This window comes from Marinomonas sp. GJ51-14 (assembly GCF_055808695.1).
The window spans coordinates 3,064,356-3,086,498 of the sequence record NZ_CM147879.1; the positions used below are offsets into that span (position 1 = coordinate 3,064,356).

Genomic DNA, 22,143 nt, shown 5'->3' on the forward strand with positions numbered 1-22,143 from the left:
CAAAATATGGACGCGAATATATAACCAAGTATCTTACACAGGTGATGATTTATCAATAGCTTTAGAATCAATGGTTTGCAGTTAGCGCAAGAGAAATAAAAAAAATGCCCTTTAAAGCCAAAACCGCTCAAAAAATAACCACAAAAAGAGTCATATTTACACAAATCATAAATTAGATAATTTGACCAAGATTGAAACTCTCTTATAAAACAACCTAAAATACTCCCTTCACTATGAACCCAGCCAAAAACCAACACTACAATTTTTTTAAGATTACATATCAAAACAAATAAGCATAAAAAAAGCCTCGCTATTTTAACGAGGCTTTTTTACTAACGCAGGGTTAGAGAGGCATCACATCATTCCGCCCATGCCACCCATTCCGCCCATGCCACCCATATCAGGCATGCCAGCATCTTCTTTTGGCAATTCAGCAATCATTGCTTCTGTTGTAATCATAAGACCTGCAACAGAGGCCGCTGCTTGAAGTGCAGAGCGCGTTACTTTCGCTGGATCTAGGATACCCATTTCCAACATATCGCCGTATTCACCAGTTGCAGCGTTGTAACCGTAGTTACCTTCACCCTGCTTAACTTTATCAACGACAACAGAAGCTTCATCACCCGCGTTTTCTACGATTTGACGCATTGGCGCTTCCATAGCTCGTAGAGCCAAAGCAATACCAACATTTTGATCTTCGTTGTCACCAACAAGACCAACAACTTTAGTCAAAGCGCGAACCAGTGCAACACCACCACCAGCGACAACACCTTCTTCAACAGCAGCACGAGTAGCGTGAAGTGCATCATCTACACGAGCTTTTTTCTCTTTCATGGCAACTTCAGTTGCTGCACCAATCTTAATAACTGCAACACCGCCTGCCAATTTAGCAACACGCTCTTGAAGTTTTTCTTTATCGTAGTCAGAAGAAGAATTAGCAATTTCTGCACGAATTTGATCAACACGACTTGTAATGTTCGCAGCAACACCTGCACCATCAACAATCGTTGTACTCTCTTTCGTAAGGGTAACACGCTTAGCTGTACCAAGTTGCTCTAAAGTTGTTGTATCAAGGCTCAAACCAACTTCTTCAGAAATAACAGTGGCACCAGTCAATACAGCAATATCTTCCAACATTGCTTTACGACGATCACCAAAACCTGGCGCTTTAGCCGCTGCTACTTTAACAATACCGCGCATGCTGTTTACAACTAAAGTTGCCAAGGCTTCGCCTTCAACATCTTCAGCGATAATCAACAAAGGACGAGAAGCTTTTGCAACACCTTCCAATACCGGTAGCAAATCACGGATGTTAGTGATTTTTTTATCAACAAGAAGAATGAATGGGTTTTCTAATTCCGCGCTCATTGTTTCCTGGTTGTTGATGAAATAAGGAGACAAATAACCGCGGTCAAATTGCATTCCTTCAACTACAGCAAGTTCATCATCAAAACCTGAACCTTCTTCAACTGTGATTACACCTTCTTTACCAACACGTTCCATTGCTTCCGCAATAATTTGACCAACAGATGCATCAGAGTTAGCAGAAATAGTACCAACTTGCTCAATGGCTTTTGTATCTGTACAAGGTGTAGATAACGCGGCAAGCTCTTTTACAACTGCTGCTGCAGCTTGATCGATACCACGTTTAAGATCCATTGGATTACGACCAGCAGCAACAGATTTAAGACCTTCTGTTACTAAAGCTTGAGCCAAAACAGTTGCTGTTGTAGTACCATCACCAGCAACATCATTTGCTTGAGAGGCAACTTCTTTAACCATTTGCGCGCCCATATTTTCGAACTTATTCTCTAGTTCAATTTCTTTGGCAACGGTTACGCCATCTTTTGTCACTAATGGTGAACCAAAAGATTTTTCAATAACAACGTTACGGCCTTTTGGCCCAAGAGTAACCTTGACGGCGTCTGCTAGAACATTAACACCTCGCAGCATTTGCTGACGAGCGCTATCTCCAAATTTAACTTCTTTAGATGACATTTTGTAATACCTTTTAACTGTTTTAAAATGTTACAAATCAAATATGAACTACAAAGATGAACTAGGCTTCAACGATGCCGTAGATTTCTTCTTCTTTCATAATAAGTAGCTCTTCACCATTGATCTTCACTGTTTGACCTGAGTACTGACCAAACAACACGGTGTCACCAACGTTAACAGCAAGAGCTCTTACGTCACCGTTGGATTGAATACGACCAGTGCCTACAGCCAAAACCTCGCCTTGCGTAGGTTTTTCTGTTGCAGATCCAGGTAGAACGATACCAGATGCGGTTGTTGTCTCTTCTTCTTTACGGCGAACAACGACACGATCGTGCAAAGGACGAATATTCATCAATCATTTTCTCCAATTTAAAACAATACCAGGAATCCCCTGGCAGGACTTATCTCGTTTATCAACGAGAATCTCTATCGAGCTTTTATATACGGTTAGTAATTTGTATTTCAACCCAGAAAAAAAATTATTTTTTATCAATTAAGTCATTTTCTTCATTCACATATTCACCCTCAATGATTTCTCCGCTTTCTTGTGAGGTATAATTCTGCCCACCACGCCATTGAGAGCCTCGAGCCATCATCGAGCTAATAAACTTAACGATTAGACCTGCAGCAAATAATTTCCTTAATGGTGGCACCAATAGTAAGGCCCCCATCGCATCAGTAACAAAACCAGGAATCAACAAGCACAAACCAGCAAACATCAACATTATGCCTTCAGCAACTTCCGAAGCGGGCAATTCACCACGACGCATTTTCTCTTGGGCTTTTAAGGACGTTTCCAAACCTTGCTTACGAATAAGCGTGACACCAACAATAGCGGTAAGGAATACCAAAGCAACGGTTGCTAGCGCTCCAATTTCACTGCCAACCTGAATGAGGACAGTCATTTCTATAATGGGCACTAGGATAAAAAGTAAAAGAGCAAATCTCATGGTAACCTTCTTTTGTTTTATACTTGAATTCAACTAATGACATATATCTATGGGCGATCCCATGACTAATCAAGCGATGGACCACTTTAAATCTCAAGTGTTTCTTATTTTAAACGAAATTCCACAAGGAGAATGCATTGCATATGGCGAACTTGCCAAGCTTGCAGGCTTTCCTGGCTATGCACGACAAGTAGGTCGTTTAATGAAATTTTTACCTAAAGATACAAAATTACCTTGGTATCGAGTTGTTAACTCTCAGCGAAGAATAAGCTTCGCAGAAAATACAGACGCCTATCTCAGGCAAAAAGAAAAGCTAGAACAAGAAGGCTGGGTCATAGTTGGCACTAAACTAACAATAAACGAAAGTCAGTAACAACAAAGGGAGACGTCAGTAAACACTAAACAGCCTCCCTTTTTATATAAACCCTATTGGGTTCGTTTTATGACATCTACTTTTCGTGTTCTTTGCTGTGATTTGGCTCACACCGAACAACCTACATCTTAAGTCTTGTATTGAAAACACATTTTTTTGTGCTTTCAATATTAGTCCCTAAAATTTGTAAATTGAACTGGCTGAGATAAATCTGCTCCACGCAACAAAGCCATTACTTGTTGTAACTCATCACGCTTTTTACCTGTTACTCGAAGCTGATCACCTTGAATTTGCGCCTGAACCTTGATTTTGCTCTCTTTGATTATTTTCACAATCTTTTTCGCTTCGTCAGTTTCAAGGCCTTCTTTCATTTTAACCGCCTGTGAAGCTCGCATATTTCCTTTTACAATCGATTCTTTTTCTAAACTTTTCAAATCAATGCCACGGCTGACCAATTTTTGATTTAAAATATCGGACATCTGACGAAGTTGAGGTTCTGCCTCAGCTTCCATGACAACATTCGTTTTATCTTTAATCTCGTAACTTGCTTTTACGCCTTTAAAGTCATAACGAGTTGTAATTTCTCGGTTAGCTTGGTCGACTGCGTTACTAACTTCGTGCCAATCTAGTTCAGATACTACATCAAATGATGGCATTTTCTGCTCCTTTGCATTTTCAATAATGTATTTTGGCGCGATAATAACAGGTATTGAAATAAAACACCTAATAGGAAACCTATTATGAATAACACGCCTTGGCTAGTAATTGGCGCTGGAGCGATTGGCCTATTTTGGTCTTGTAAGCTACAAACGCTCGGTCATTCTGTCCATCTTGTATATAGATCAGAAAGCCCAGGGAAGAAAATCACACTAGATTCACTCATAGATGAGAATGGTCAACAGCAAAGCACTTCAACTAAGCACAAGATAAAAAGCTTCATGGCATCTGAGCTAACAGAACAATACGATAAGGTGTTACTTTGTACAAAATCCTTTGATTTAAAAGACGCATTTTTACAAATATCTGAACGAGTAACAGAAGATGCAACAATTGCTTGTCTATGTAATGGTGTAGGCGCACAAGAAGAACTTCAAAGTGTTTTATTAGATACACAAATTTTATGGGCGGCAATTACGAGTGAGGGTGTTTTAAAAATTGATAAGAACCACATAAAACATACAGGTTTAGGGGATACTTACTTCGGGCGATGGCTACAAACAGAGTCTAATCGCGAATTTCCAATTGATAACCTAACCGTAACTAACATTCATCAAAGAGTAATCGAAAAATTGGCAGTTAATGCTGTCATCAACCCTATCACAGCTATCTTTAACATTCACAATGGAGACATCCTTGATGAAGACTTTAAGCCTCTGATTGATGCAACTCTGGCCGAATTAGAAAGTGTATTTACTCACCCGAAATTCAGTTACATTGAACAGAGCAAACACCTCACACAAGACAACCTTAAAAACCGAGTCAACACCATTGCTCAACTAACCCGATTGAATCGATCCTCAATGTATGAAGACATCAAACTTCAAAGACAAACTGAAAATGAATTTATATCTGGATTCCTTCTAAAAAACAGCCCAATAGAACTTCCTATTCAACGCTTACTGTATGAAGGTGTGGCTTTTTCAGAGCATCGTGAAGAAACCAAAAAAAGCTGCTAAGTATCACCTAGCAGCTTTTTAGTGCTCTTTGTAACGAAGCTAAGTCAGTTTATAACTTCGTTACTTTTTCTTTTGTCAGCGATATTTTCTTATCTTTATAAAGTGCACCTAACGCTTTTTTGTAGGTCGCTTTACTCACTTTAAAAACAGCATAAATAGCTTCTGGTGACGCCTTATCTGTTAATGGTGTTTCACCACCATGAGCATCTAAATAATCAAGAATATCATCTAGGATATTACGGACTTTTTTATAGCCAACTTCTTGAAGACTTAAATCAATTTTTCCATCTTCACGCATCTGCTTAATGAAACCGACGGTTTTCTCGCCTTTACGAAGCTGTCTAAAAGCGTCTTCGAAAAACAAAACCCCCAAAAGCGATTATCAATAACGCATTTGAAACCGATATTGGTTTTATCACCAATAATGATAGAGACTTTTTCGCCGACTTTATAAGGTGCTTCTTCGCGATTTAAAAGCGCATCAACTCGCGTTGTCGCCACAATACGATTAGTAATATTGTCTAAGTAGATAAAAAGCAAATGAGTTTCGCCCTCTTCTACACGGTTCTTTTGCTGACTAAAAGGCACTAACAAATCTTTTGGAAGCCCCCAATCAAAAAAAGCACCGACCTGATTGACGGCAATAGCTGTTAACGCAGCAAATTCACCGACTTGCGCTTTAGGAAGATCCGTTGTCGCAATCAATTTATCGTCTGAGTCTAAATAAACGAATACTTCCACATCTTGATCTACGGTTAGACCTTCTGGCACATAACGTTTAGGTAATAAAATTTCACCCAATTCATCAGCGTCTAAATACACGCCAAAATCTTTTTCTTTTACGACTCTTAATGTATTTAAGCGCCCAATTTGAGTAGCCATGGATTCTCCGGCAAGCAATTTTTTTCGAACTATACGCACTTCATTTATAAGCGCAACGTTGATACTTAGAAATCACTAACTAGTCGGTATTTGCTTTCATACAGGTAGCAAACATATCGTCTAATTTCGCTCTTCCAAGCGTTTCCATTTTTTCAATATTCTCATTTGGTATGTCTGATGTATCACCATAAAACTCGATAGCCTTCTCGACACTGGCTTCTCTTAATAAATGCAGCATTGGGTAAGGTGATCGGTTTGTGTAATTCGATACGTCATCAGGCTCTGCACCTGAAAAACAATAATCAGGATGAAACGTGGCCAATTGATAAACACCTTCACAACCTTGTTCAAACATAAGATTTTCCGCCATATCGACAAAATCCAAATAACGGTGAAAATCATTAAACAAGGTAGGAAAAACAAGCAAGGTGGTTTCCGTCTCAGGTTGTTCATCCAACCATTGAACTTCTGTCATCAACTCTTCTAACGCTACATCTATTTTCTTAGAGCGTAACACCACGACGCGAACGCTTTCTTTTTCCACTTCACGCTTGGCAAAAGGGCAAACATTGAACCCAACAATGAAGTCTTTTACCCACTTCATTGTTTGAATAGTCACCAATTCATCCGATAACAACATAACAAGTCTTCTTATCAATATTTTCCGGTATTTTAGAGCAAAGCGAACACAGGGTCTAACTTATCCCACTATCATCTGATGTTTCGATTTCGAAACCACTGAAAACAAGGTATCATGCCTGTAATACAGTCATTTACAGTGGTTAGCTGGCCAATTCAAGAGCGTTAAATCCCTAATTGGTCACACCATTTATTCCGCTACAGAGAGTTTACATGTCATTTGCCGATTTAGATCTGGATTTCACCATAGAACAAGCCATTAGTGACCTTGGTTTTGAAACTGCGACAGAAATCCAAGAACAAGCCATTCCAATCGCTTTAGATGGTTCAGACCTTCTCGCAACAGCGCCAACTGGCACAGGAAAAACCATTGCGTTTTGCGCACCGGCTATTCAGCATATTCTCGACCGTGACGAGCAATCAACAACAGCACCGAAAGTTCTTATTTTGGCACCGAGTCGAGAGCTGGCTCGCCAAATTTTCAATGTGGTTGAACAACTAACCAAACACACTCGTATTCAATCGCAATTAATCATTGGTGGCACGCCTTACGGTATGCAACAACAGCAACTCAGTGAAGACTGCGACATTCTTGTTGCCACTCCTGGTCGACTCGTTGAATTGGATCAAAAACAATGGTTGGATTTAACCGATGTTTCCTACTTCGTCATTGATGAAGCCGATCGCATGCTGGATATGGGTTTTGTAAGTGCCATCAATCATCTAGCAAATGAATTACCCAAAGAACATCAAACACTTATGTTTTCCGCTACGTTAGAAGGCGAGAAAATGGGCCGTTTTGCGAGTGCTTTATTAAACAGTGAAACACAACAAATTCGTCTCGGTGAATCGTCTCGTACTGTGCCAAGCCAAATTCGCCAAGTCGCCTACCGTGTAGACAGCGAAGAGCACAAAGAAGCCGTATTAAAGCATCTATTGACTCAAGAACGTGTTCAACAAGCGGTATTATTTGTTTCTAACCGTGAGCACGTGGATGTTTGGGTACAACGTGTTCGTAACATGAACCTGATGTGTGATGGTTTACATGGCGAAATGAAACAAGGTGACCGCAGCGAGCACATGAAGCAAATGAAACGTGGTCGCTTACAAGTACTTGTCGCAACCGATGTCGCGTCCCGTGGTATCGATTTACCTGAAATCAACACAGTAATTAATTTACGCCTACCTCGCAAAGCAGATTCTTATATTCACCGTGCTGGCCGTGCGTCTCGTGAAGGCGCTCCGGGCGATTGCATCTCGTTAATTGATGTCAACGATCTTCCGATGATCGAGAAAATTCAACGTTTTATGCAAGCCAACATTAAATTTGGTCGAATTGAAGGTCTAGAAGCGAAAACGAAAGCACGCTCACCGAGCGCTAAGAAAACCAAAAAGAAAAAACCAGTAGACAAAAAAACCATCTCAAGCGCTATCAAAACGAAAAAAGCAGCAGCAAAGAAATAACCTCAACACTTAACTTAATGTCACAATTAAAAAAGGCGCTTTAATATAAACTAAAGCGCCTTTTTTAATATTTTTATAATCTAACTAAACATCTAGTCTTTCACTAAATCAAACGTCATAGTATGAAACTTACGTTTCGCCTTTGTTTCCAAATATTGCCTATTGTATTTATGAACATGAACTTTTGTTGGTACGACTTTATCAATATCGATGCCATGCTCTTCAAGCTGCTTTGCTTTATCAGGATTGTTGGTAAGCAATCGAATACGAGTCACACCTAAGGCTTTTAACATATCTGCAGCGATACCAAAATCTCGGTCATCTTCCGGTAAATGAAGCATTTCATTGGCTTGATAAGTGTCATAGCCTTGATCTTGTAAAGCATAGGCCTCTAATTTCGCATACAAACCTATACCACGACCTTCTTGACGCAAATAAAGAATGTAACCACCCTCTTCATTAATTCGGTCAATAGCTTCGTCTAATTGCTCACCACAATCACAACGACCAGAGCCAAACACATCGCCCGTCAAACATTCTGAATGCAATCGTACTAATGGTATCCTTTGCTCTACTTTAGGCTGCTTTCGCTCTTCATCCTTAAATTCTTCACCTTTAAAGTAAATCCCTATATGTTCTTTGCCTGAATCATCACCATTGAAGGAAATAAATTCAGCCATTACGTCTCCCGCCCTCACGGGAATCATTACTCGACGCTTTATTGTTAAATCACTCATACCATTTCTCTTTATAGGGATTTGTATTTAATCGATCGTCCATTAATTAGGTCATAAAATCATAATTCAATGGCTAGTTATAATATAACATTTATTTCAGAGTAAATGCTTCAATGGTAAAGCCGTACTTTCTTTTACACTCCGCAATAAAAAACTAGATTGCACACCAGTCACACCAGGTATACGAGTCAACTTTCCCAATAGAAAGTCATGATAAGTTTCCATATCTTCCACCACAACTTCTAATAAGTAGTCACAATTTTGACCTGTCACTAAATTGCAGTTTCTGACTTCTGGAAACTCATTCACCTCGTCTTCAAAAACACTAAACCGATCTGGTGTATGTCTATCCATACTAATTTGAAGAAATGCAGTTAGCTTTAACCCCAGACTAGAACGTTTCAAAATCGTAACCTGACGATCAATCACGCCACTATCTTCTAATGCTTTAACCCTCCGCAGGCAAGGCGAAGCAGAAAGCCCAACACGATCGGCTAACTCTTGATTAGTTAAGCTAGAATCTTGCTGCAATTCTCGCAATATATTTAAATCAATTTTATCAAACCCCATACATGTAGCCCATAACAACCTCAAAAAGTAAATACTACGCAATATAATGCCACATAAATTGTTTTTTTCATAAAAAACGCAATTTTTTACTCAAAAAAATTAGTTATGATAGAGACATAGCAAAGCACTTACCCAAGTGCATTAAAAATGAAAACCGAGCTTATCCGCTCCAATACTAAAAAGGGAAGGATCATGACATCTTTTGATCACACTAAGTACACACCATTTAAATCTGTCGATATTAAGAATCGAACTTGGCCAGACCAAGAAATTACTAAGGCCCCCATCTGGTCTAGTGTGGATCTGCGTGATGGCAACCAAGCTTTAGTTGAGCCAATGACAGTTGAACAAAAGAAACAATTCTTCGCCCTACTAGTAGATGTTGGCTTTAAAGAAATTGAAGTCGGCTTCCCTGCTGCATCTCAGCTGGATTTTGATTTTGTACGTTGGTTGATCGAAGAAGACCAGGTGCCAGATGATGTTTACATTCAAGTCTTAACTCAGGCTCGTCCAGAATTGATCGCACGTACTTATGAGTCATTGAAGGGGGCAAAAAAAGCCATCGTTCATGTTTATAACTCAACATCTAAAACACAGCGCGAACAAGTTTTTCGCCTAGACAAAGATGGCATTAAAGACATTGCAATAAAAGGTGCAAAATGCGTAAAAGAACATGCAGCAAAACACCCTGAAACAGAATGGGTTTTCCAATATTCACCAGAAAGCTTTACTGGCACAGAGATCGATTACGCTGTTGAAGTCGTGGACGCTGTCGCTGATGTTTGGCAACCAACACCTGACAACAAAATCATCATTAACTTGCCAGCTACCGTTGAAGTCGCTACTCCAAATCGTTTTGCCGATCAAATCGAATACTTCTGCCGTAATGTAAAACAACGCGACAGCATGATTATCAGCTTACACACACACAATGACCGTGGTTGTGGTGTTGCCGCAGCAGAGCTTGGCTTAATGGCTGGCGCTGATCGTATCGAAGGCACTTTGCTTGGTAATGGCGAACGTACCGGAAACATGGACGTAGTAACTATCGCTATGAATATGTATAGCCAAGGCATTGATCCAAAATTAGCATTAGGCGACATGGACCGCATTATCAGTGTTGTTCAAGCCTGCACCTTATTACAAGTTCATCCGCGCCACCCATACGCAGGTGAATTGGTCTTTACCGCTTTCTCAGGCTCTCACCAAGATGCCATTAAGAAATGTTTGGCAAACCAAACAGACGACAAACCTTGGGATGTGGCTTACTTGCCAATTGATCCTCGCGATGTTGGCCGTAGCTACCAAGAAGTTATTCGTGTGAACAGCCAATCGGGCAAAGGCGGTGTTGCTTATACTCTTGAGCAAGAATATGGCTTAGCACTACCACGCTGGCTACAGGTGGAATTTAGCCCTATGGTTCAACAATATGCAGAACAAGATGGTGGTGTTGTTGATGCTGAATCTATGAAGAAACTATTTGAAGCAAGCTTCATGACGGGAACAACGCCATTCCAGTTAGGAAAATATGACCTAACCAAAGATGATGTAGATACGGTAAATGCTCAGCTTATCAGTAATAACAACAAAATCAGTATTACCGGTAGTGGCAACGGCGCTTTATCTGCTTTTAGTGAAGCATTAGGCAAACACTTTGATATGCGTATTGATATTATCCAATATCAAGAGCATGCCTTGACAGTTGGTAGTGATTCACAAGCGATTGCTTATGTTCAAGCTAATATCAATGGTGACCGTTTCAACGGCGTGGCGATCAATAATGATATTGTCTCAGCTTCGATTCAAGCATTGTTAGCAACAGCAAACCAAAAAATCACACAGAGCTAGCCCCCTATAAAAACCTGATGTAAAGCATTTGCATCAGGTTTTCTCCCTTCTAAATTGATAGCATCATACAATCAAAGACTACAAAGCCAATTATCGCTTCGTGTAAATTCCCCCGTTACATCATCCTAACAGAACAAAAGATAAAACAAAAAAAGGCCCATATCTATTAATAGACATGGGCCTCTTATTATATTCAATCTATCAAGATTGTTTTTTTAGCAAATTACTCGCTTAGCTGCACAATCAACTTATTCATACGACTAACAAATGTTGCTGGATCCTCTAGCTGACCGCCTTCAGATAAAGTTGCTTGTTCAAACAACAACCATGCCATATCTGAAAATCGCTCTTCATCAGATTCATCATTCATCTTAGCTACAATTGGGTGATCTGGATTCACCTCTAGAGACGGCTTAGAATCAGGAAGTTGTTGTCCCGCTTGCTCAAGCAGACGACGCATCTGTAAGCCCATATCATTTTCACCAACCACCAAACATGCTGGTGAGTTAGTCAAACGATTGGTTGAGTTTACACTCGCTACTTTCTCTGACAATACTGTTTTCATGCGATCAAGCAATGGTTTGATTTGCTCAGCTTTTTCTTCTTTCTCTTTTTTCTCTTCTTCGTTTTCTTGATCAGTTAGATCTAGCTTACCTTTCGTAACATCCTGGAAAGATTTGCCGTCAAACTCTTGTAGAGAAGACATCATCCATTCGTCGATACGATCACTTAGCAATAAAACCTCATAACCTTTCTTACGAAGAATTTCTAGATGTGGGCTGTTTTTCGCCGTGTTGTGGCTTTCCGCATAGATGTAGTAAATCTTATCTTGACCTTCGCTCATGCGTTCGATGTATTGAGCCAAAGACACAGTTTGCTCTACCGCATCAGTATTGGTTGTACTGAAACGCAATAGTGCTGCTATTTTATCTTTGTTACCCATGTCATCAGCAGGGCCTTCTTTAATGACATTACCAAACTGATCCCAGAATTTTTGGTAGCTCTCTGGCTCGTTCTTCGCCATTTTGCTCAACATGTCCAGAACACGCTTGGTTAATGCCGCACGCATAGAATCTACAGCGTGGTCATTTTGCAAAATTTCACGAGAAACATTCAAAGATAAATCGTTTGAATCAATTACACCTTTTACGAAACGCATGTAAGGCGGCAAGAATGCCTCAGCTTCATCCATGATAAATACACGCTGAACGTAGAGTTTTAGACCACGTTGCATTTCACGGTTCCAAAGGTCGTAAGGTGCAACAGAAGGAATATAAAGCAAGCTAGCATATTCTAATTTACCCTCCACCTTGTTGTGCGACCACTTTAAAGGCTCTTGGTAATCATGGGAAATATGTTTATAAAATTCTTGATATTCTTCATCAGTCACTTCATTACGAGGGCGAGTCCAAAGTGCTTTTGCAGAGTTAACCGCTTCGAATTCTGGTGCTTTGCTTTCATCAACAGGCTTAGGATTGCCCTCTTCGTCCATTTCTGGATAAACCGGCTTTTCCATTTCAACAGGAATAGAAATGTGATCTGAATATTTAGTTACCAAAGTACGTAAACGGAAGTTGTCAGCAAATTCACTTTCATCAGCTTTTAAATGCAATGTAATGCGAGTACCTCGAGTAGCCTTGTCGATGTTTTCAATAGTGAATTCACCAGAACCATCAGACACCCACCGAACCGCTTCATTTTCAGCAGAACCTGCACGACGAGTTTCAACAGTCACTTTATCGGCAACGATAAAAGCAGAATAGAAACCCACACCAAATTGACCGATCAACTGGCTGTCTTTTTTCTGGTCGCCGCTTAACTGCTCTAGGAAAGAAGAAGTACCAGACTTGGCAATCGTGCCTAAATTCGTAATCGCTTCTTCACGAGACATACCAACACCATTATCATCGATAATGACGGTATTTGTTTTTTTATCAAATTCAATGCGAACGCGGAGATTTGGATCTTCTGCGAGAAGGTCTGCGTTAGCGACAGACTCAAAGCGAAGCTTGTCTACTGCGTCAGACGCATTAGAAATAAGCTCTCTTAGAAAGATTTCTTTGTTTGAGTACAAAGAATGGATCATCAAATGAAGTAGTTGTTTCACTTCCGTTTGAAATCCTAACGTTTCTTTTTGAGTATCAGTTGCCATGTTATAGCTTGCTCCTATTTGAATGAATCTTTGAACCAAGTTCAAAGACGTATTTCTTTTTGCTTGTGCTCAATAAATAAAGCCTCTTGAAGCAATTTCAAGAGGCTAAGTCACAATAAATTTATAGGTATTACAAAAAAGACAGAAAAATAAGCTATTTTTTACGAATTATCGTCAAGCCATCACCAATCGGTATCAAAGACATTTCAATTTCATTATCTTGATAAATGGTTTTATTCAATTCGCGAACAATGCAAGTATCCTTGTCCGTAAACGCCTCATCAGCAACATTCCCCCACCAAAGTGTATTGTCAATTACAATACAGCCTCCAGCACGAAGCAGTTTTTTACTCAAATGATAATAAGCCAGTAAATTTTGTTTATCTGCGTCAATAAAAATAAAGTCAAAAGACTCTGCTTGGTGATCTAAAAACGACTCCATAACAGGTAATGCTTTATCACAATATGTTTTAACTCTGTTACTCACACCAGCTTGGTCTAAATAGCGTGTCGCAATATCCAACCACATTTGTTTCTTTTCAATGGCAATTAAAGAAGCATCTCCTGACATTGCCATTGCCATTGATAAAGTGCTGTAACCCGTAAAAACACCAACTTCGAGAAGTTTCTTAGGTGACTGAAGCTTAATGAGCAAAGCAAGTAATTGACCGACTTCCGGAGATAACTGCATTCGCGCCATATGGTACTGAGCCGTTTCTCGACGCAATGCTTTTAACAAATCCGATTCACGAACGGACACATCCACCAAGTATTGATACAGCCTATCATCAACTTTAACGGTTCGATTAACAGGCTTGTCGTCTTCTGGTAAAGGTTTAGGGAAATTAGGAAGCATGAGATTTCATAATGAGTCCACGGCTCAATGTTTTAAAGGTTTTTGAACGGAATTCTCGACGATACAAAACAGCGACAACCATAAAGCTCGCCGCCATACAAAAATACGGACCAAGAAACCAACCACAAAATGCCATCGCGAAATAATACGCCCGCAAACCATAGTTAAACTGATTAGCGGCCAAACTACAGATTTGCGCCATGTGATTCGCGTACATTTCTCGTTCACTGTCTTCTATTCCTCGTTCAGTTGCCAAAGGTGCACTACCAACCAACACTGAACAAAAATTGTACTGTCGAACAGACCAAGTGAAGGTAAAAAAAGCATAGGAGAAAATAACAACTAATACGATAATTTTTAATTCCCATTCTTGCTGACTCATGGGAGCAAGAAGATAAAAATCAGAAAGAATACCTAGAGCTTTCTCAGAATAATTAAAAGCAGTAAACAAACCAGCAATAATCAACAAACTACTAGATGCAAAGAATAGGCTACTTCGCTCTAAATTTGCCATTACAGAAGCATCCGCAATTCGATTATCTCGACGCAATAAACGAGACATCCAGGCCAATCTAAACTGATGCAAAACACTGACTAAACAAGGACGGCGGCGAGAATTATACTGAGCATAAATAGCATACCCCCACCAGCATGCAAAAAAAACAAAAAGAGTAGTAAGATCTAGCGCATTAAACAACAAAGAAACCGAACGACTTTCCATAATTTAACTCTGCTTCAATAACAGTTTATTAAGCCCTCATTAAATCACTTTTAATTTTATATGTCCCTGATTACTCTTATAAAATTCACGCTCTTTATAAATTATAAGATAATTAGCATTTGATAAAAAAGACTTGCATAGACGCCAAATATCGGTAAGGTTTCGGCTCGTCAAGACAACATGCGGATGTGGTGGAATTGGTAGACACGCTGGATTTAGGTTCCAGTGCTTCACGGCGTGAGAGTTCGAGTCTCTCCATCCGCACCATTTTTTTGATTCCTCTTTCTGTTTAAGCAAATACAGTTTTCACTCCATCGTTTAAAAATAACCTAATTACCAGTACCCTAGAAGCTTCCACCAAAGCCCACCAACAACCCCCCAAACACTTAAATTGACAATACTCATAATGAACCCCATAACCCACCAGTTCTCCATGGATACATAACCTGATCCGAAAATAATTGGTGATGTCCCTGTAGCATAATGAGTGAGCGACATCATCAAAGAAGACGCACCAGCCAAGAGCAAACCAAGATATAAAGGAGGCGCACCTAACGCTAAACCGGCAGCATAAAAGGCCGCAAACATTGCCGTAATATGCGCCGTTGTGCTGGCAAAGAAGTAATGAACATAAAAATAGATCCCCACCAATATGATTACAGAAACAGCCCAGCTAAAACCTAATTGCTCAATATTGCTTTCAACAACACTAGAAAACCAAGCAACTAACCCCAACTTATTTAAAAAAGTTGCCATCATTACTAGCGCAGAAAACCATACAACTGTATCCCATGCTGACTTTTCTTTAAGTACATCCTCCCAACTCAAAACACCACTTACTAATAAAATAGATAAGCCTAAAAAAGCAACCGCTGTTGTATTAACGACATAAACGTCACCAAATATCATTGCGGGAACACCCGCCCAAAGAATAAGCAAAAGGGCGAAAACACTAACCATCACCTTCTCACCATAAGTCATGACTCCCATCTCAAGAAGCTTCGACTCTGCATAAATTTTAGCATCCGGTGTACTTTTAATTTCAGGCGGATAAACCGCATAAACAACCAAAGGGACAAGAGCGATACAAAGTAAACCAGGTAGAAAAGCTGCAAGCGCCCAAGTCCCCCATGTAATACTAATACTGGAGCCTGTAGCATCCGCAATAAGCTTAACTATTAGAGGGTTGGGCGCCGTTGCTGTAATAAACATCGCAGATGTAATCGGATTAATATGATAATTAACCAGTGCTAAATAATGACCAATTTTACGAGACGTACCATCTTCTGGAGAAGAACCAAAACTGGTTGCGATAGATTTCATAATGGGATGAATAATACCACCACCGCGAGCCGTATTACTTGGTGTTACAGGCGCGATAACCAACTCAGAAAGAGCTAAAGCATAACCGATACCGATGGTTTTTCGTCCGAATAAAGAAATAAAGTAATACCCTACTCGATTACCTAACCCTGTTTTCACCAACCCACGTGAAATAACGATTGCCACGCCAATCAACCAAATTAATGAATTAGAAAAACCACTCAGAGCATCTTTGATTGCGCCAGACGGACTATCATTTGTAACACCAGTAAGTGCAACCGAGGTAATAGCTAAAATAGCAATAGCCCCTATTGGCATCGCTTTACCGATAATAGCGACAACAGTACCGATAAATAATGACAATAAATGCCATGCGTTTGAAGTTACGCCACTAGGATTTGGAATCACAAACCAGAATAATAGAATAATAAGAATAGAAATGAGTCCAGGAATAACCCGAATATCAGCAGTTTTCATTACAGCACCTTAAATTCTAGGAAATTACGCATTGAGCATCAAAGGAATTCTGGTTTTATACTAGCTCAGCGCAGGGCAATAAAAACTGACACACATCACATAAAGATAAGTGAAGCCTGCTTTACTACGCCTTTTTATATAAGCACACCCCCACACCTCATCACCTAGTAGTCTTCCAAATATTGATTTCACACCCAGAAAATAAATAAAAAAAACCGCTATAAAAGCGGTTTTTTTATTGAACTAACAAAGACGAATCAGAGTGTTAGGCGACGCACATCACTTAGCAGTGAGTTCAAGTACGTCATGAAACGACCTGCATCACCACCATTTACCGCTCTATGGTCATAAGACAAACATAACGGCAACATAGTACGAGGCTCAAACTCTTTACCATTCCAGCGAGGCTCAATGTCTGCTTTAGAAACACCAAGAATCCCTACCTCAGGACAGTTAACGATAGGAGTAAATCCTGTACCGCCAATTGCACCCAAACTAGAAATGGTAAAACAACCGCCTTGCATATCTGCAGGTTTAAGTTGCTTGTCAAGCGCCTTCTTAATCAATTCATTTGCTTCTTTAGCAATTTGAACCACTGACTTTTTATCAGCATCACGCAATACAGGAACAACCAAACCAATTGGTGAATCCACCGCAATACCAATATGAACATAACCTTTCTGAACATAGCTTTCGCCATCAGCCATTAGGGATACGTTAAAGCTAGGGTTTGCAACCATTGCTTGAGCAACTGCTTTAACTAGGAAAGGAAGAGGCGTCAACTTAATACCCTGCTTCTCCATTTCTCCTTTCAAGCCTTTACGGAAGCTTTCAAGATCAGAAATATCCGCTTTATCAAACTGCGTGACTTGAGGCACAACAAGTGCGTTGCGAACCATGTTTTGTGCAGTTAGTCGCTGAATCTTACTCATTTTCACAACTTCGATATCACCGAACTTGCTAAAGTCTTGATCAGGAACTGTTGGTAAACCAGCACCAGTAGCACCAACACCTGGCGATGTTGATTCTGCTTTTTGAACAGCAGCTTTAACATAAGCATGCAAATCTTCTTTTGTAATACGGCCACGAGGACCAGTAGCACGAACAAGAGAAAGACCCACACCTAGTTCACGAGCAAGCATACGAACTGCAGGCCCAGCATGAACTTTCGTTGATGGAGTAGACAATACTGCCGACTGATCAACTGGCGCCGCTGCTTTCGCAACACTTGCTTGAGGCGCTGCAGATGCTGATGGCGCCGCTTTTTCAGCAACAGGTGCCGCTACGGCAACAGAGCCTTCAACTTCAAGCTCAAGAACAGGATGCCCTTCAGAAACTTTATCACCGACATTAATCGAAACAGATTTCACTGTCCCAGACTTAGGTGCAGGAATTTCCATAGAAGCTTTATCAGTTTCAAGAACGATAATAGAATCGCCCTCTTTCACTTTATCGCCAGCAGCAACAGCCACTTCGATAACTTCTACACCTTCAGCACCACCAATATCAGGAACATTAACAGACTCAACACCACCAGAAACTGGTGCCGCAACAGGCTCAGCTGCTGGAGCAGCCGCCTCTACATGAGCAGTGGTTTCTACTGTTGCAGGCACTTCAGACGATTCCGTTGATATCATAAGGATGTCTGCACCCTCAGAAACAGTATCGCCAACTTTGATAGAAATTTTACCTATCTTACCAGTAAATGGAGAAGGTATATCCATTGAAGCTTTATCAGTTTCCAATACGATTATAGAGTCACCCTCTTCAACCATATCGCCTTCTGATACACAAATTTCAATGACTTCTACATCCGTTGCGCCACCAATATCAGGCACAGAAACTTTTGCTTCGCTAGAAGATGTAGCAGCTACAGGTGCTGCAGCCGGAACTGGAGCTACTGCTGGTGTTTCTTTTACCGCTTCAGGAGCAGAAGCTTCAACACCTTCCACTTCAATGACAAGAACTTCGTCACCTTCAGAAACCTTATCACCTTCTTTAACAGATATACTTTTTACTTTACCTGCCATAGAAGATGGAACATCCATGGAAGCTTTATCCGTTTCTAGAACAATAACAGATTGGTCAACTTCAATAATGTCGCCAACCTTAATGCTGATCTCGATAACTTCGACATCAGTCGCACCACCAATATCAGGTACTCGAATGATTTCAGTACTCACAGAAATCTCCTTTGTTGTATAGACGCATCAAACTTAAAAACTTATTTGGCTTAGGGAATCCCAAGCCAAATACCTAGCTTGTCAGGTAATTAGCAAGTAACTGGATTTGGTTTTTCAGGGTCTAAACCAAACTTTGCAATCGCCCCACTAACTACAGATGCATCGATCACACCGTCTTTCGCCAGCGCATTCAAGGCAGAAACCACAACCCAATAACGGTTAACTTCAAAGAAGTGACGTAGTTGAGCTCGAGTATCACTGCGGCCAAAACCATCAGTACCAAGTACGTTATAAGTACCTTTTACAAATGGACGAATTTGATCTGCGAACAATTTAATATGATCGGTAGATGCAATCACTGGGCCTTTGCCATCTAAACAAGACTCGACATAAGATTGACGAGCTTCTTGTTCTGGGTGAAGCATACTCCAACGACTTGCATCAAGACCTTCTCGGCGCAACTCATTGAACGATGTGACGCTCCAAATATCAGAATTCACACCATAGTCATTAAAGAGAATCTCTGCAGCCGCTTCGACTTCACGAAGAATAACGCCAGAACCAAGTAATTGAACTTGTTTCTTATTGGTTTTCTTCTGATGAGATTTAAGTTTATACATCCCTTTAATGATGCCGTCTTCAACACCTTCAGGCATATCTTCATGAGTGTAGTTTTCATTCATTACGGTTAGGTAATAGAAAACGCTCTCTTTATCCTTATACATACGACGCAAGCCATCTTGAACAATAACAGCTACTTCATAAGAGTAAGTCGGATCATAAGATATACAGTTAGGGATAAGACCAGCCTGAATATGAGAATGACCATCCTCATGTTGCAAGCCTTCACCATTTAGCGTAGTACGACCAGCAGTGGCACCAATCAAGAAACCGCGTGCTTGTGAGTCACCTGCAGCCCAAGCTAAGTCACCAATGCGCTGGAAACCAAACATTGAGTAGTAGATGTAAACAGGGATCATAGGGAGAGCACTGTTAGCATAAGATGTAGCCAATGCTAACCATGCAGAAAATGCACCTGGCTCATTGATGCCTTCTTGAAGAATTTGACCATCAGAAGACTCTTTGTAATACATAATCTGAGTATGGTCATGAGGCGTATAACGCTGACCTTCAGATGAGTAAATACCTAATTGACGGAACATGCCTTCCATACCGAATGTACGAGCCTCATCAGCAACAATCGGTACAACGCGCTCACCAATATTTTTATCTTTCACCATCACGTTTAATGCACGCACGAACGCCATAGTAGTAGAGATTTCGCGACCTTTAGTTCCAGCGATCTGAGCTTTAAAGGCTTCTAAAGAAGGAACTTCAAGCGCTTCACAATCGTGATTCCGAATCGGAAAAGCTCCATGCAATTCTTTACGACGTGAGCGCATATATTGCATTTCTGGACTATCATCAGCTGGTTTGTAATAAGGCAAATCTTTTAGCTCTTCATCGCTAATAGGGATGCCAAATTTATCACGGAACTGAGCAAGTGACTCTTCATCTAACTTCTTAGTTTGGTGCGCTGTATTTTGTGCTTCAGCCGCTTTAAACATGCCGTAACCTTTAACGGTTTGCGCCAAGATAACAGTCGGTTGACCTTTATGAGAAGTTGCTTCGGAATACGCTGCGTAAACTTTATAAGGATCATGTCCACCACGATTAAGATTCATAATCTCATCGTCGGTCATGTCTTTAACCATTTCTAGCAATTCTGGATATTTGCCAAAGAAATGTTCACGAGTATAAGCACCACCGTTTGCTTTGTAGTTCTGAAGTTCACCATCACAAACTTCGTTCATACGTTTAACAAGCAAACCGTTGTGATCTTTCGCAAAAAGAGGATCCCAATGACGACCCCATAGACATTTGACTACATTCCAGCCAGCACCACGGAATACACCTTCAAGTTCCTGAACAATTTTACTATTACCACGCACAGGACCATCAAGGCGCTGTAGGTTACAGTTGATCACGAAAATAAGGTTATCAAGATTTTCACGTCCAGCAAGCGCAATGGCGCCTAAAGATTCTGGCTCATCACACTCACCATCACCAAGGAACGCCCATACCTTACGATCACCTTGATCAATAAGACCACGGCTATGCTGGTATTTCATTACATGTGCTTGATAGATAGCTTGTAACGGGCCTAACCCCATAGATACCGTTGGGAACTGCCAGTAATCAGGCATTAACCAAGGATGTGGGTAAGATGAGATACCTTTACCATCTACTTCACGACGGAAGTTATCTAACTGCTCTTCAGTCAAACGACCTTCAATATATGAACGAGCGTAAATACCTGGAGAAATATGGCCTTGGAAAAAAACCATATCAGCTTGTTGTTTACCATCATTACCACGAAAAAAGTGGTTGAAACCGATATCATAAAGCGTTGCTGCAGAAGAAAAGCTTGTAATGTGGCCACCGAGTGTTGAGTCAACACGGTTCGCCTTCATTACCATAGCCAATGCGTTCCAACGAATTATAGAACGTATACGACGCTCCATAAATACATCACCCGGTAATGGCTTCTCATTTTCAGGAGCAATGGTATTCCGGTATGGTGTCGTAATGGACGACGGCATTGACGTACCAGCTTTTGAAGCTTCATTCGTCAAACGATTTAAAATGTATTGCGCGCGATCAGGACCTTCTTCGCGAAGGACAGACTCAAGCGCATCGACCCACTCTTTGGTTTCAATTGGATCGATGTCTTCGAGAATATGCTGCTCAGTCATCGTGTTAATAACTCCCGCTATTAGAACAGATACTTAACCTACCAAGGACATTACGTGTGTTTAAGCCTTGGAGGCTACTTAAACGAACCACTGAAACTCATATACATAATCATATGAGTTCCAGCCGACCTAAGATAAAACGACACCCTACTATTCATTTTTAAAGCGTCGTTTTATCCGTTCCAATGGTAATTCTTGTTGTTTTTATATTTTTTCCATTGCATCGACCACTAATATATCTAGTCGGTTCGCTTCCAATTTGGGTTTGGTTCATCAAACCCAACATTAAGTTTTTACATGCAATTGCTGTTACCAACTGCACATAAAAATTCAAAACTGTTTGTTTATATGTATATAAAACGATCTTTTTCTAAATCTAATCTTGGTGTTTTTTTACAAAACACTTACAAATAATAAGGTTTATTTTCACCTAAGAGTCATCGATTTCGGGCGTAAGATTAACACCTAATCAGTGAATCGCCTAGCCATCCACATCAAGTTTGAAGTGATGTATACACTTCATAAATATTAAAACGCC

The 22,143-nt window shown here is 40.4% G+C and carries 19 protein-coding genes and 1 tRNA gene; 5 read left to right on the forward strand and 15 right to left on the reverse strand.

The genetic code is table 11. The features are described 5' to 3' along the window. Positions 1 to 354: 354 nt before the first annotated feature. The 3 genes from groL to AC0L3Y_RS14670 all read right to left on the reverse strand — a co-directional run bounded on the left by groL (position 355) and on the right by AC0L3Y_RS14670 (position 2,948). Complete coding sequence (gene groL, locus AC0L3Y_RS14660) at positions 355 to 1,998, reverse strand: chaperonin GroEL (RefSeq protein ID WP_473465334.1); 1,644 nt, start codon at positions 1,996 to 1,998, stop codon at positions 355 to 357. Positions 1,999 to 2,059: 61 nt separating this feature from the next. Then, complete coding sequence (locus tag AC0L3Y_RS14665; protein ID WP_317005984.1) at positions 2,060 to 2,350, reverse strand: co-chaperone GroES; 291 nt, start codon at positions 2,348 to 2,350, stop codon at positions 2,060 to 2,062. Between the two features lie 127 nt (positions 2,351 to 2,477). Next, positions 2,478 to 2,948, reverse strand: coding sequence for an FxsA family protein (locus AC0L3Y_RS14670; protein WP_473465338.1), 471 nt, complete (start codon positions 2,946 to 2,948; stop codon positions 2,478 to 2,480). Between the two features lie 61 nt (positions 2,949 to 3,009). Here AC0L3Y_RS14670 and AC0L3Y_RS14675 point away from each other — a divergent pair, with 61 nt between their 5' ends. Continuing rightward, complete coding sequence (locus AC0L3Y_RS14675; RefSeq protein WP_473465341.1) at positions 3,010 to 3,321, forward strand: MGMT family protein; 312 nt, start codon at positions 3,010 to 3,012, stop codon at positions 3,319 to 3,321. A gap of 170 nt (positions 3,322 to 3,491) precedes the next feature. Here AC0L3Y_RS14675 and AC0L3Y_RS14680 read toward each other — a convergent pair whose 3' ends face one another. Then, on the reverse strand, positions 3,492 to 3,977 hold the full coding sequence (locus tag AC0L3Y_RS14680) for a YajQ family cyclic di-GMP-binding protein (protein ID WP_473465344.1): 486 nt from the start codon (positions 3,975 to 3,977) through the stop codon (positions 3,492 to 3,494). An 84-nt stretch (positions 3,978 to 4,061) separates the two neighbouring features. Between AC0L3Y_RS14680 and AC0L3Y_RS14685 the strand changes: the two genes are divergently transcribed. After that, on the forward strand, positions 4,062 to 4,997 hold the full coding sequence (locus tag AC0L3Y_RS14685) for a ketopantoate reductase family protein (protein ID WP_473465348.1): 936 nt from the start codon (positions 4,062 to 4,064) through the stop codon (positions 4,995 to 4,997). A 49-nt stretch (positions 4,998 to 5,046) separates the two neighbouring features. On the opposite strand, the gene AC0L3Y_RS14690 is transcribed toward AC0L3Y_RS14685, so the two are convergent. The 3 genes from AC0L3Y_RS14690 to AC0L3Y_RS14700 all read right to left on the reverse strand — a co-directional run bounded on the left by AC0L3Y_RS14690 (position 5,047) and on the right by AC0L3Y_RS14700 (position 6,519). After that, positions 5,047 to 5,295 carry a hypothetical protein gene (locus AC0L3Y_RS14690; RefSeq protein WP_473465351.1) on the reverse strand — a complete coding sequence of 83 codons (249 nt, stop codon included), beginning with the start codon at positions 5,293 to 5,295 and terminating at the stop codon, positions 5,047 to 5,049. Continuing rightward, the gene (locus AC0L3Y_RS14695) at positions 5,268 to 5,879 is read right to left on the reverse strand and encodes a CvfB family protein (protein WP_473465356.1); all 612 of its coding nucleotides are present in this window, start codon (positions 5,877 to 5,879) and stop codon (positions 5,268 to 5,270) included. Before AC0L3Y_RS14695 ends, AC0L3Y_RS14690 begins: the two co-directional genes overlap by 28 nt. A gap of 79 nt (positions 5,880 to 5,958) precedes the next feature. Then, positions 5,959 to 6,519 carry a DUF1415 domain-containing protein gene (locus AC0L3Y_RS14700; protein ID WP_473465360.1) on the reverse strand — a complete coding sequence of 187 codons (561 nt, stop codon included), beginning with the start codon at positions 6,517 to 6,519 and terminating at the stop codon, positions 5,959 to 5,961. A 212-nt stretch (positions 6,520 to 6,731) separates the two neighbouring features. On the opposite strand from AC0L3Y_RS14700, the gene AC0L3Y_RS14705 reads away from it, so the two are divergent. Further along, positions 6,732 to 7,982, forward strand: a complete 1,251-nt coding sequence (locus tag AC0L3Y_RS14705) for a DEAD/DEAH box helicase (RefSeq protein ID WP_473465365.1) — start codon at positions 6,732 to 6,734, stop codon at positions 7,980 to 7,982. A 92-nt stretch (positions 7,983 to 8,074) separates the two neighbouring features. Here AC0L3Y_RS14705 and AC0L3Y_RS14710 read toward each other — a convergent pair whose 3' ends face one another. Further along, entirely contained in the window at positions 8,075 to 8,719 is a 645-nt protein-coding gene (locus AC0L3Y_RS14710; protein ID WP_473465368.1) for a GTP cyclohydrolase II, read from the reverse strand. Positions 8,720 to 8,815: 96 nt separating this feature from the next. Then, entirely contained in the window at positions 8,816 to 9,289 is a 474-nt protein-coding gene (locus AC0L3Y_RS14715; RefSeq protein ID WP_473465371.1) for an Lrp/AsnC family transcriptional regulator, read from the reverse strand. Positions 9,290 to 9,481: 192 nt separating this feature from the next. Here AC0L3Y_RS14715 and leuA point away from each other — a divergent pair, with 192 nt between their 5' ends. Next, positions 9,482 to 11,137: a 2-isopropylmalate synthase gene (leuA, locus tag AC0L3Y_RS14720; RefSeq protein ID WP_473465375.1), complete on the forward strand. Its 1,656-nt coding sequence runs from the start codon at positions 9,482 to 9,484 to the stop codon at positions 11,135 to 11,137. 223 nt (positions 11,138 to 11,360) lie between these two features. Here the strand turns inward: leuA and htpG are convergent, their stop codons facing one another. From htpG to AC0L3Y_RS14735, 3 genes are all read right to left on the reverse strand, one after another. Then, the gene (gene htpG / locus AC0L3Y_RS14725; protein WP_473465378.1) at positions 11,361 to 13,289 is read right to left on the reverse strand and encodes a molecular chaperone HtpG; all 1,929 of its coding nucleotides are present in this window, start codon (positions 13,287 to 13,289) and stop codon (positions 11,361 to 11,363) included. 154 nt (positions 13,290 to 13,443) lie between these two features. Next, complete coding sequence (locus AC0L3Y_RS14730) at positions 13,444 to 14,145, reverse strand: O-methyltransferase (protein WP_473465381.1); 702 nt, start codon at positions 14,143 to 14,145, stop codon at positions 13,444 to 13,446. Next, a complete protein-coding gene (locus AC0L3Y_RS14735) occupies positions 14,135 to 14,866 on the reverse strand; it encodes a DUF599 domain-containing protein (protein WP_473465384.1) in 732 nt (243 codons plus the stop codon). The genes AC0L3Y_RS14730 and AC0L3Y_RS14735 overlap by 11 nt, the downstream gene beginning before the upstream one ends. Before the next feature lie 182 nt (positions 14,867 to 15,048). On the opposite strand from AC0L3Y_RS14735, the gene AC0L3Y_RS14740 reads away from it, so the two are divergent. Beyond that, positions 15,049 to 15,133: transfer RNA gene (locus AC0L3Y_RS14740), tRNA-Leu, on the forward strand. Between the two features lie 66 nt (positions 15,134 to 15,199). Here the strand turns inward: AC0L3Y_RS14740 and AC0L3Y_RS14745 are convergent. The 3 genes from AC0L3Y_RS14745 to aceE all read right to left on the reverse strand — a co-directional run bounded on the left by AC0L3Y_RS14745 (position 15,200) and on the right by aceE (position 21,605). Further along, positions 15,200 to 16,666, reverse strand: coding sequence for an anion permease (locus AC0L3Y_RS14745; protein WP_473465386.1), 1,467 nt, complete (start codon positions 16,664 to 16,666; stop codon positions 15,200 to 15,202). A 257-nt stretch (positions 16,667 to 16,923) separates the two neighbouring features. Next, positions 16,924 to 18,849, reverse strand: coding sequence for a dihydrolipoyllysine-residue acetyltransferase (gene aceF, locus AC0L3Y_RS14750; protein WP_473465389.1), 1,926 nt, complete (start codon positions 18,847 to 18,849; stop codon positions 16,924 to 16,926). Positions 18,850 to 18,938: 89 nt separating this feature from the next. Next, the gene (gene aceE / locus AC0L3Y_RS14755; protein WP_473465392.1) at positions 18,939 to 21,605 is read right to left on the reverse strand and encodes a pyruvate dehydrogenase (acetyl-transferring), homodimeric type; all 2,667 of its coding nucleotides are present in this window, start codon (positions 21,603 to 21,605) and stop codon (positions 18,939 to 18,941) included. Between the last annotated feature and the right edge of the window lie 538 nt (positions 21,606 to 22,143).

Coding starts and splice junctions, on each gene's coding strand:
- AC0L3Y_RS14685 (WP_473465348.1), top strand. CDS start 4,062: ATGAATAACACGCCTTGGCTAGTAATTGGCGCTGGAGCGATTGGCCTA.
- AC0L3Y_RS14680 (WP_473465344.1), bottom strand. CDS start 3,977: ATGCCATCATTTGATGTAGTATCTGAACTAGATTGGCACGAAGTTAGT.
- AC0L3Y_RS14715 (WP_473465371.1), bottom strand. CDS start 9,289: ATGGGGTTTGATAAAATTGATTTAAATATATTGCGAGAATTGCAGCAA.
- AC0L3Y_RS14675 (WP_473465341.1), top strand. CDS start 3,010: ATGACTAATCAAGCGATGGACCACTTTAAATCTCAAGTGTTTCTTATT.
- AC0L3Y_RS14690 (WP_473465351.1), bottom strand. CDS start 5,295: ATGCGTGAAGATGGAAAAATTGATTTAAGTCTTCAAGAAGTTGGCTAT.
- AC0L3Y_RS14695 (WP_473465356.1), bottom strand. CDS start 5,879: ATGGCTACTCAAATTGGGCGCTTAAATACATTAAGAGTCGTAAAAGAA.
- AC0L3Y_RS14745 (WP_473465386.1), bottom strand. CDS start 16,666: ATGAAAACTGCTGATATTCGGGTTATTCCTGGACTCATTTCTATTCTT.
- leuA (WP_473465375.1), top strand. CDS start 9,482: ATGACATCTTTTGATCACACTAAGTACACACCATTTAAATCTGTCGAT.
- AC0L3Y_RS14735 (WP_473465384.1), bottom strand. CDS start 14,866: ATGGAAAGTCGTTCGGTTTCTTTGTTGTTTAATGCGCTAGATCTTACT.
- groL (WP_473465334.1), bottom strand. CDS start 1,998: ATGTCATCTAAAGAAGTTAAATTTGGAGATAGCGCTCGTCAGCAAATG.
- AC0L3Y_RS14730 (WP_473465381.1), bottom strand. CDS start 14,145: ATGCTTCCTAATTTCCCTAAACCTTTACCAGAAGACGACAAGCCTGTT.
- AC0L3Y_RS14710 (WP_473465368.1), bottom strand. CDS start 8,719: ATGAGTGATTTAACAATAAAGCGTCGAGTAATGATTCCCGTGAGGGCG.
- AC0L3Y_RS14670 (WP_473465338.1), bottom strand. CDS start 2,948: ATGAGATTTGCTCTTTTACTTTTTATCCTAGTGCCCATTATAGAAATG.
- htpG (WP_473465378.1), bottom strand. CDS start 13,289: ATGGCAACTGATACTCAAAAAGAAACGTTAGGATTTCAAACGGAAGTG.
- aceE (WP_473465392.1), bottom strand. CDS start 21,605: ATGACTGAGCAGCATATTCTCGAAGACATCGATCCAATTGAAACCAAA.
- AC0L3Y_RS14705 (WP_473465365.1), top strand. CDS start 6,732: ATGTCATTTGCCGATTTAGATCTGGATTTCACCATAGAACAAGCCATT.
- AC0L3Y_RS14700 (WP_473465360.1), bottom strand. CDS start 6,519: ATGTTGTTATCGGATGAATTGGTGACTATTCAAACAATGAAGTGGGTA.
- AC0L3Y_RS14665 (WP_317005984.1), bottom strand. CDS start 2,350: ATGAATATTCGTCCTTTGCACGATCGTGTCGTTGTTCGCCGTAAAGAA.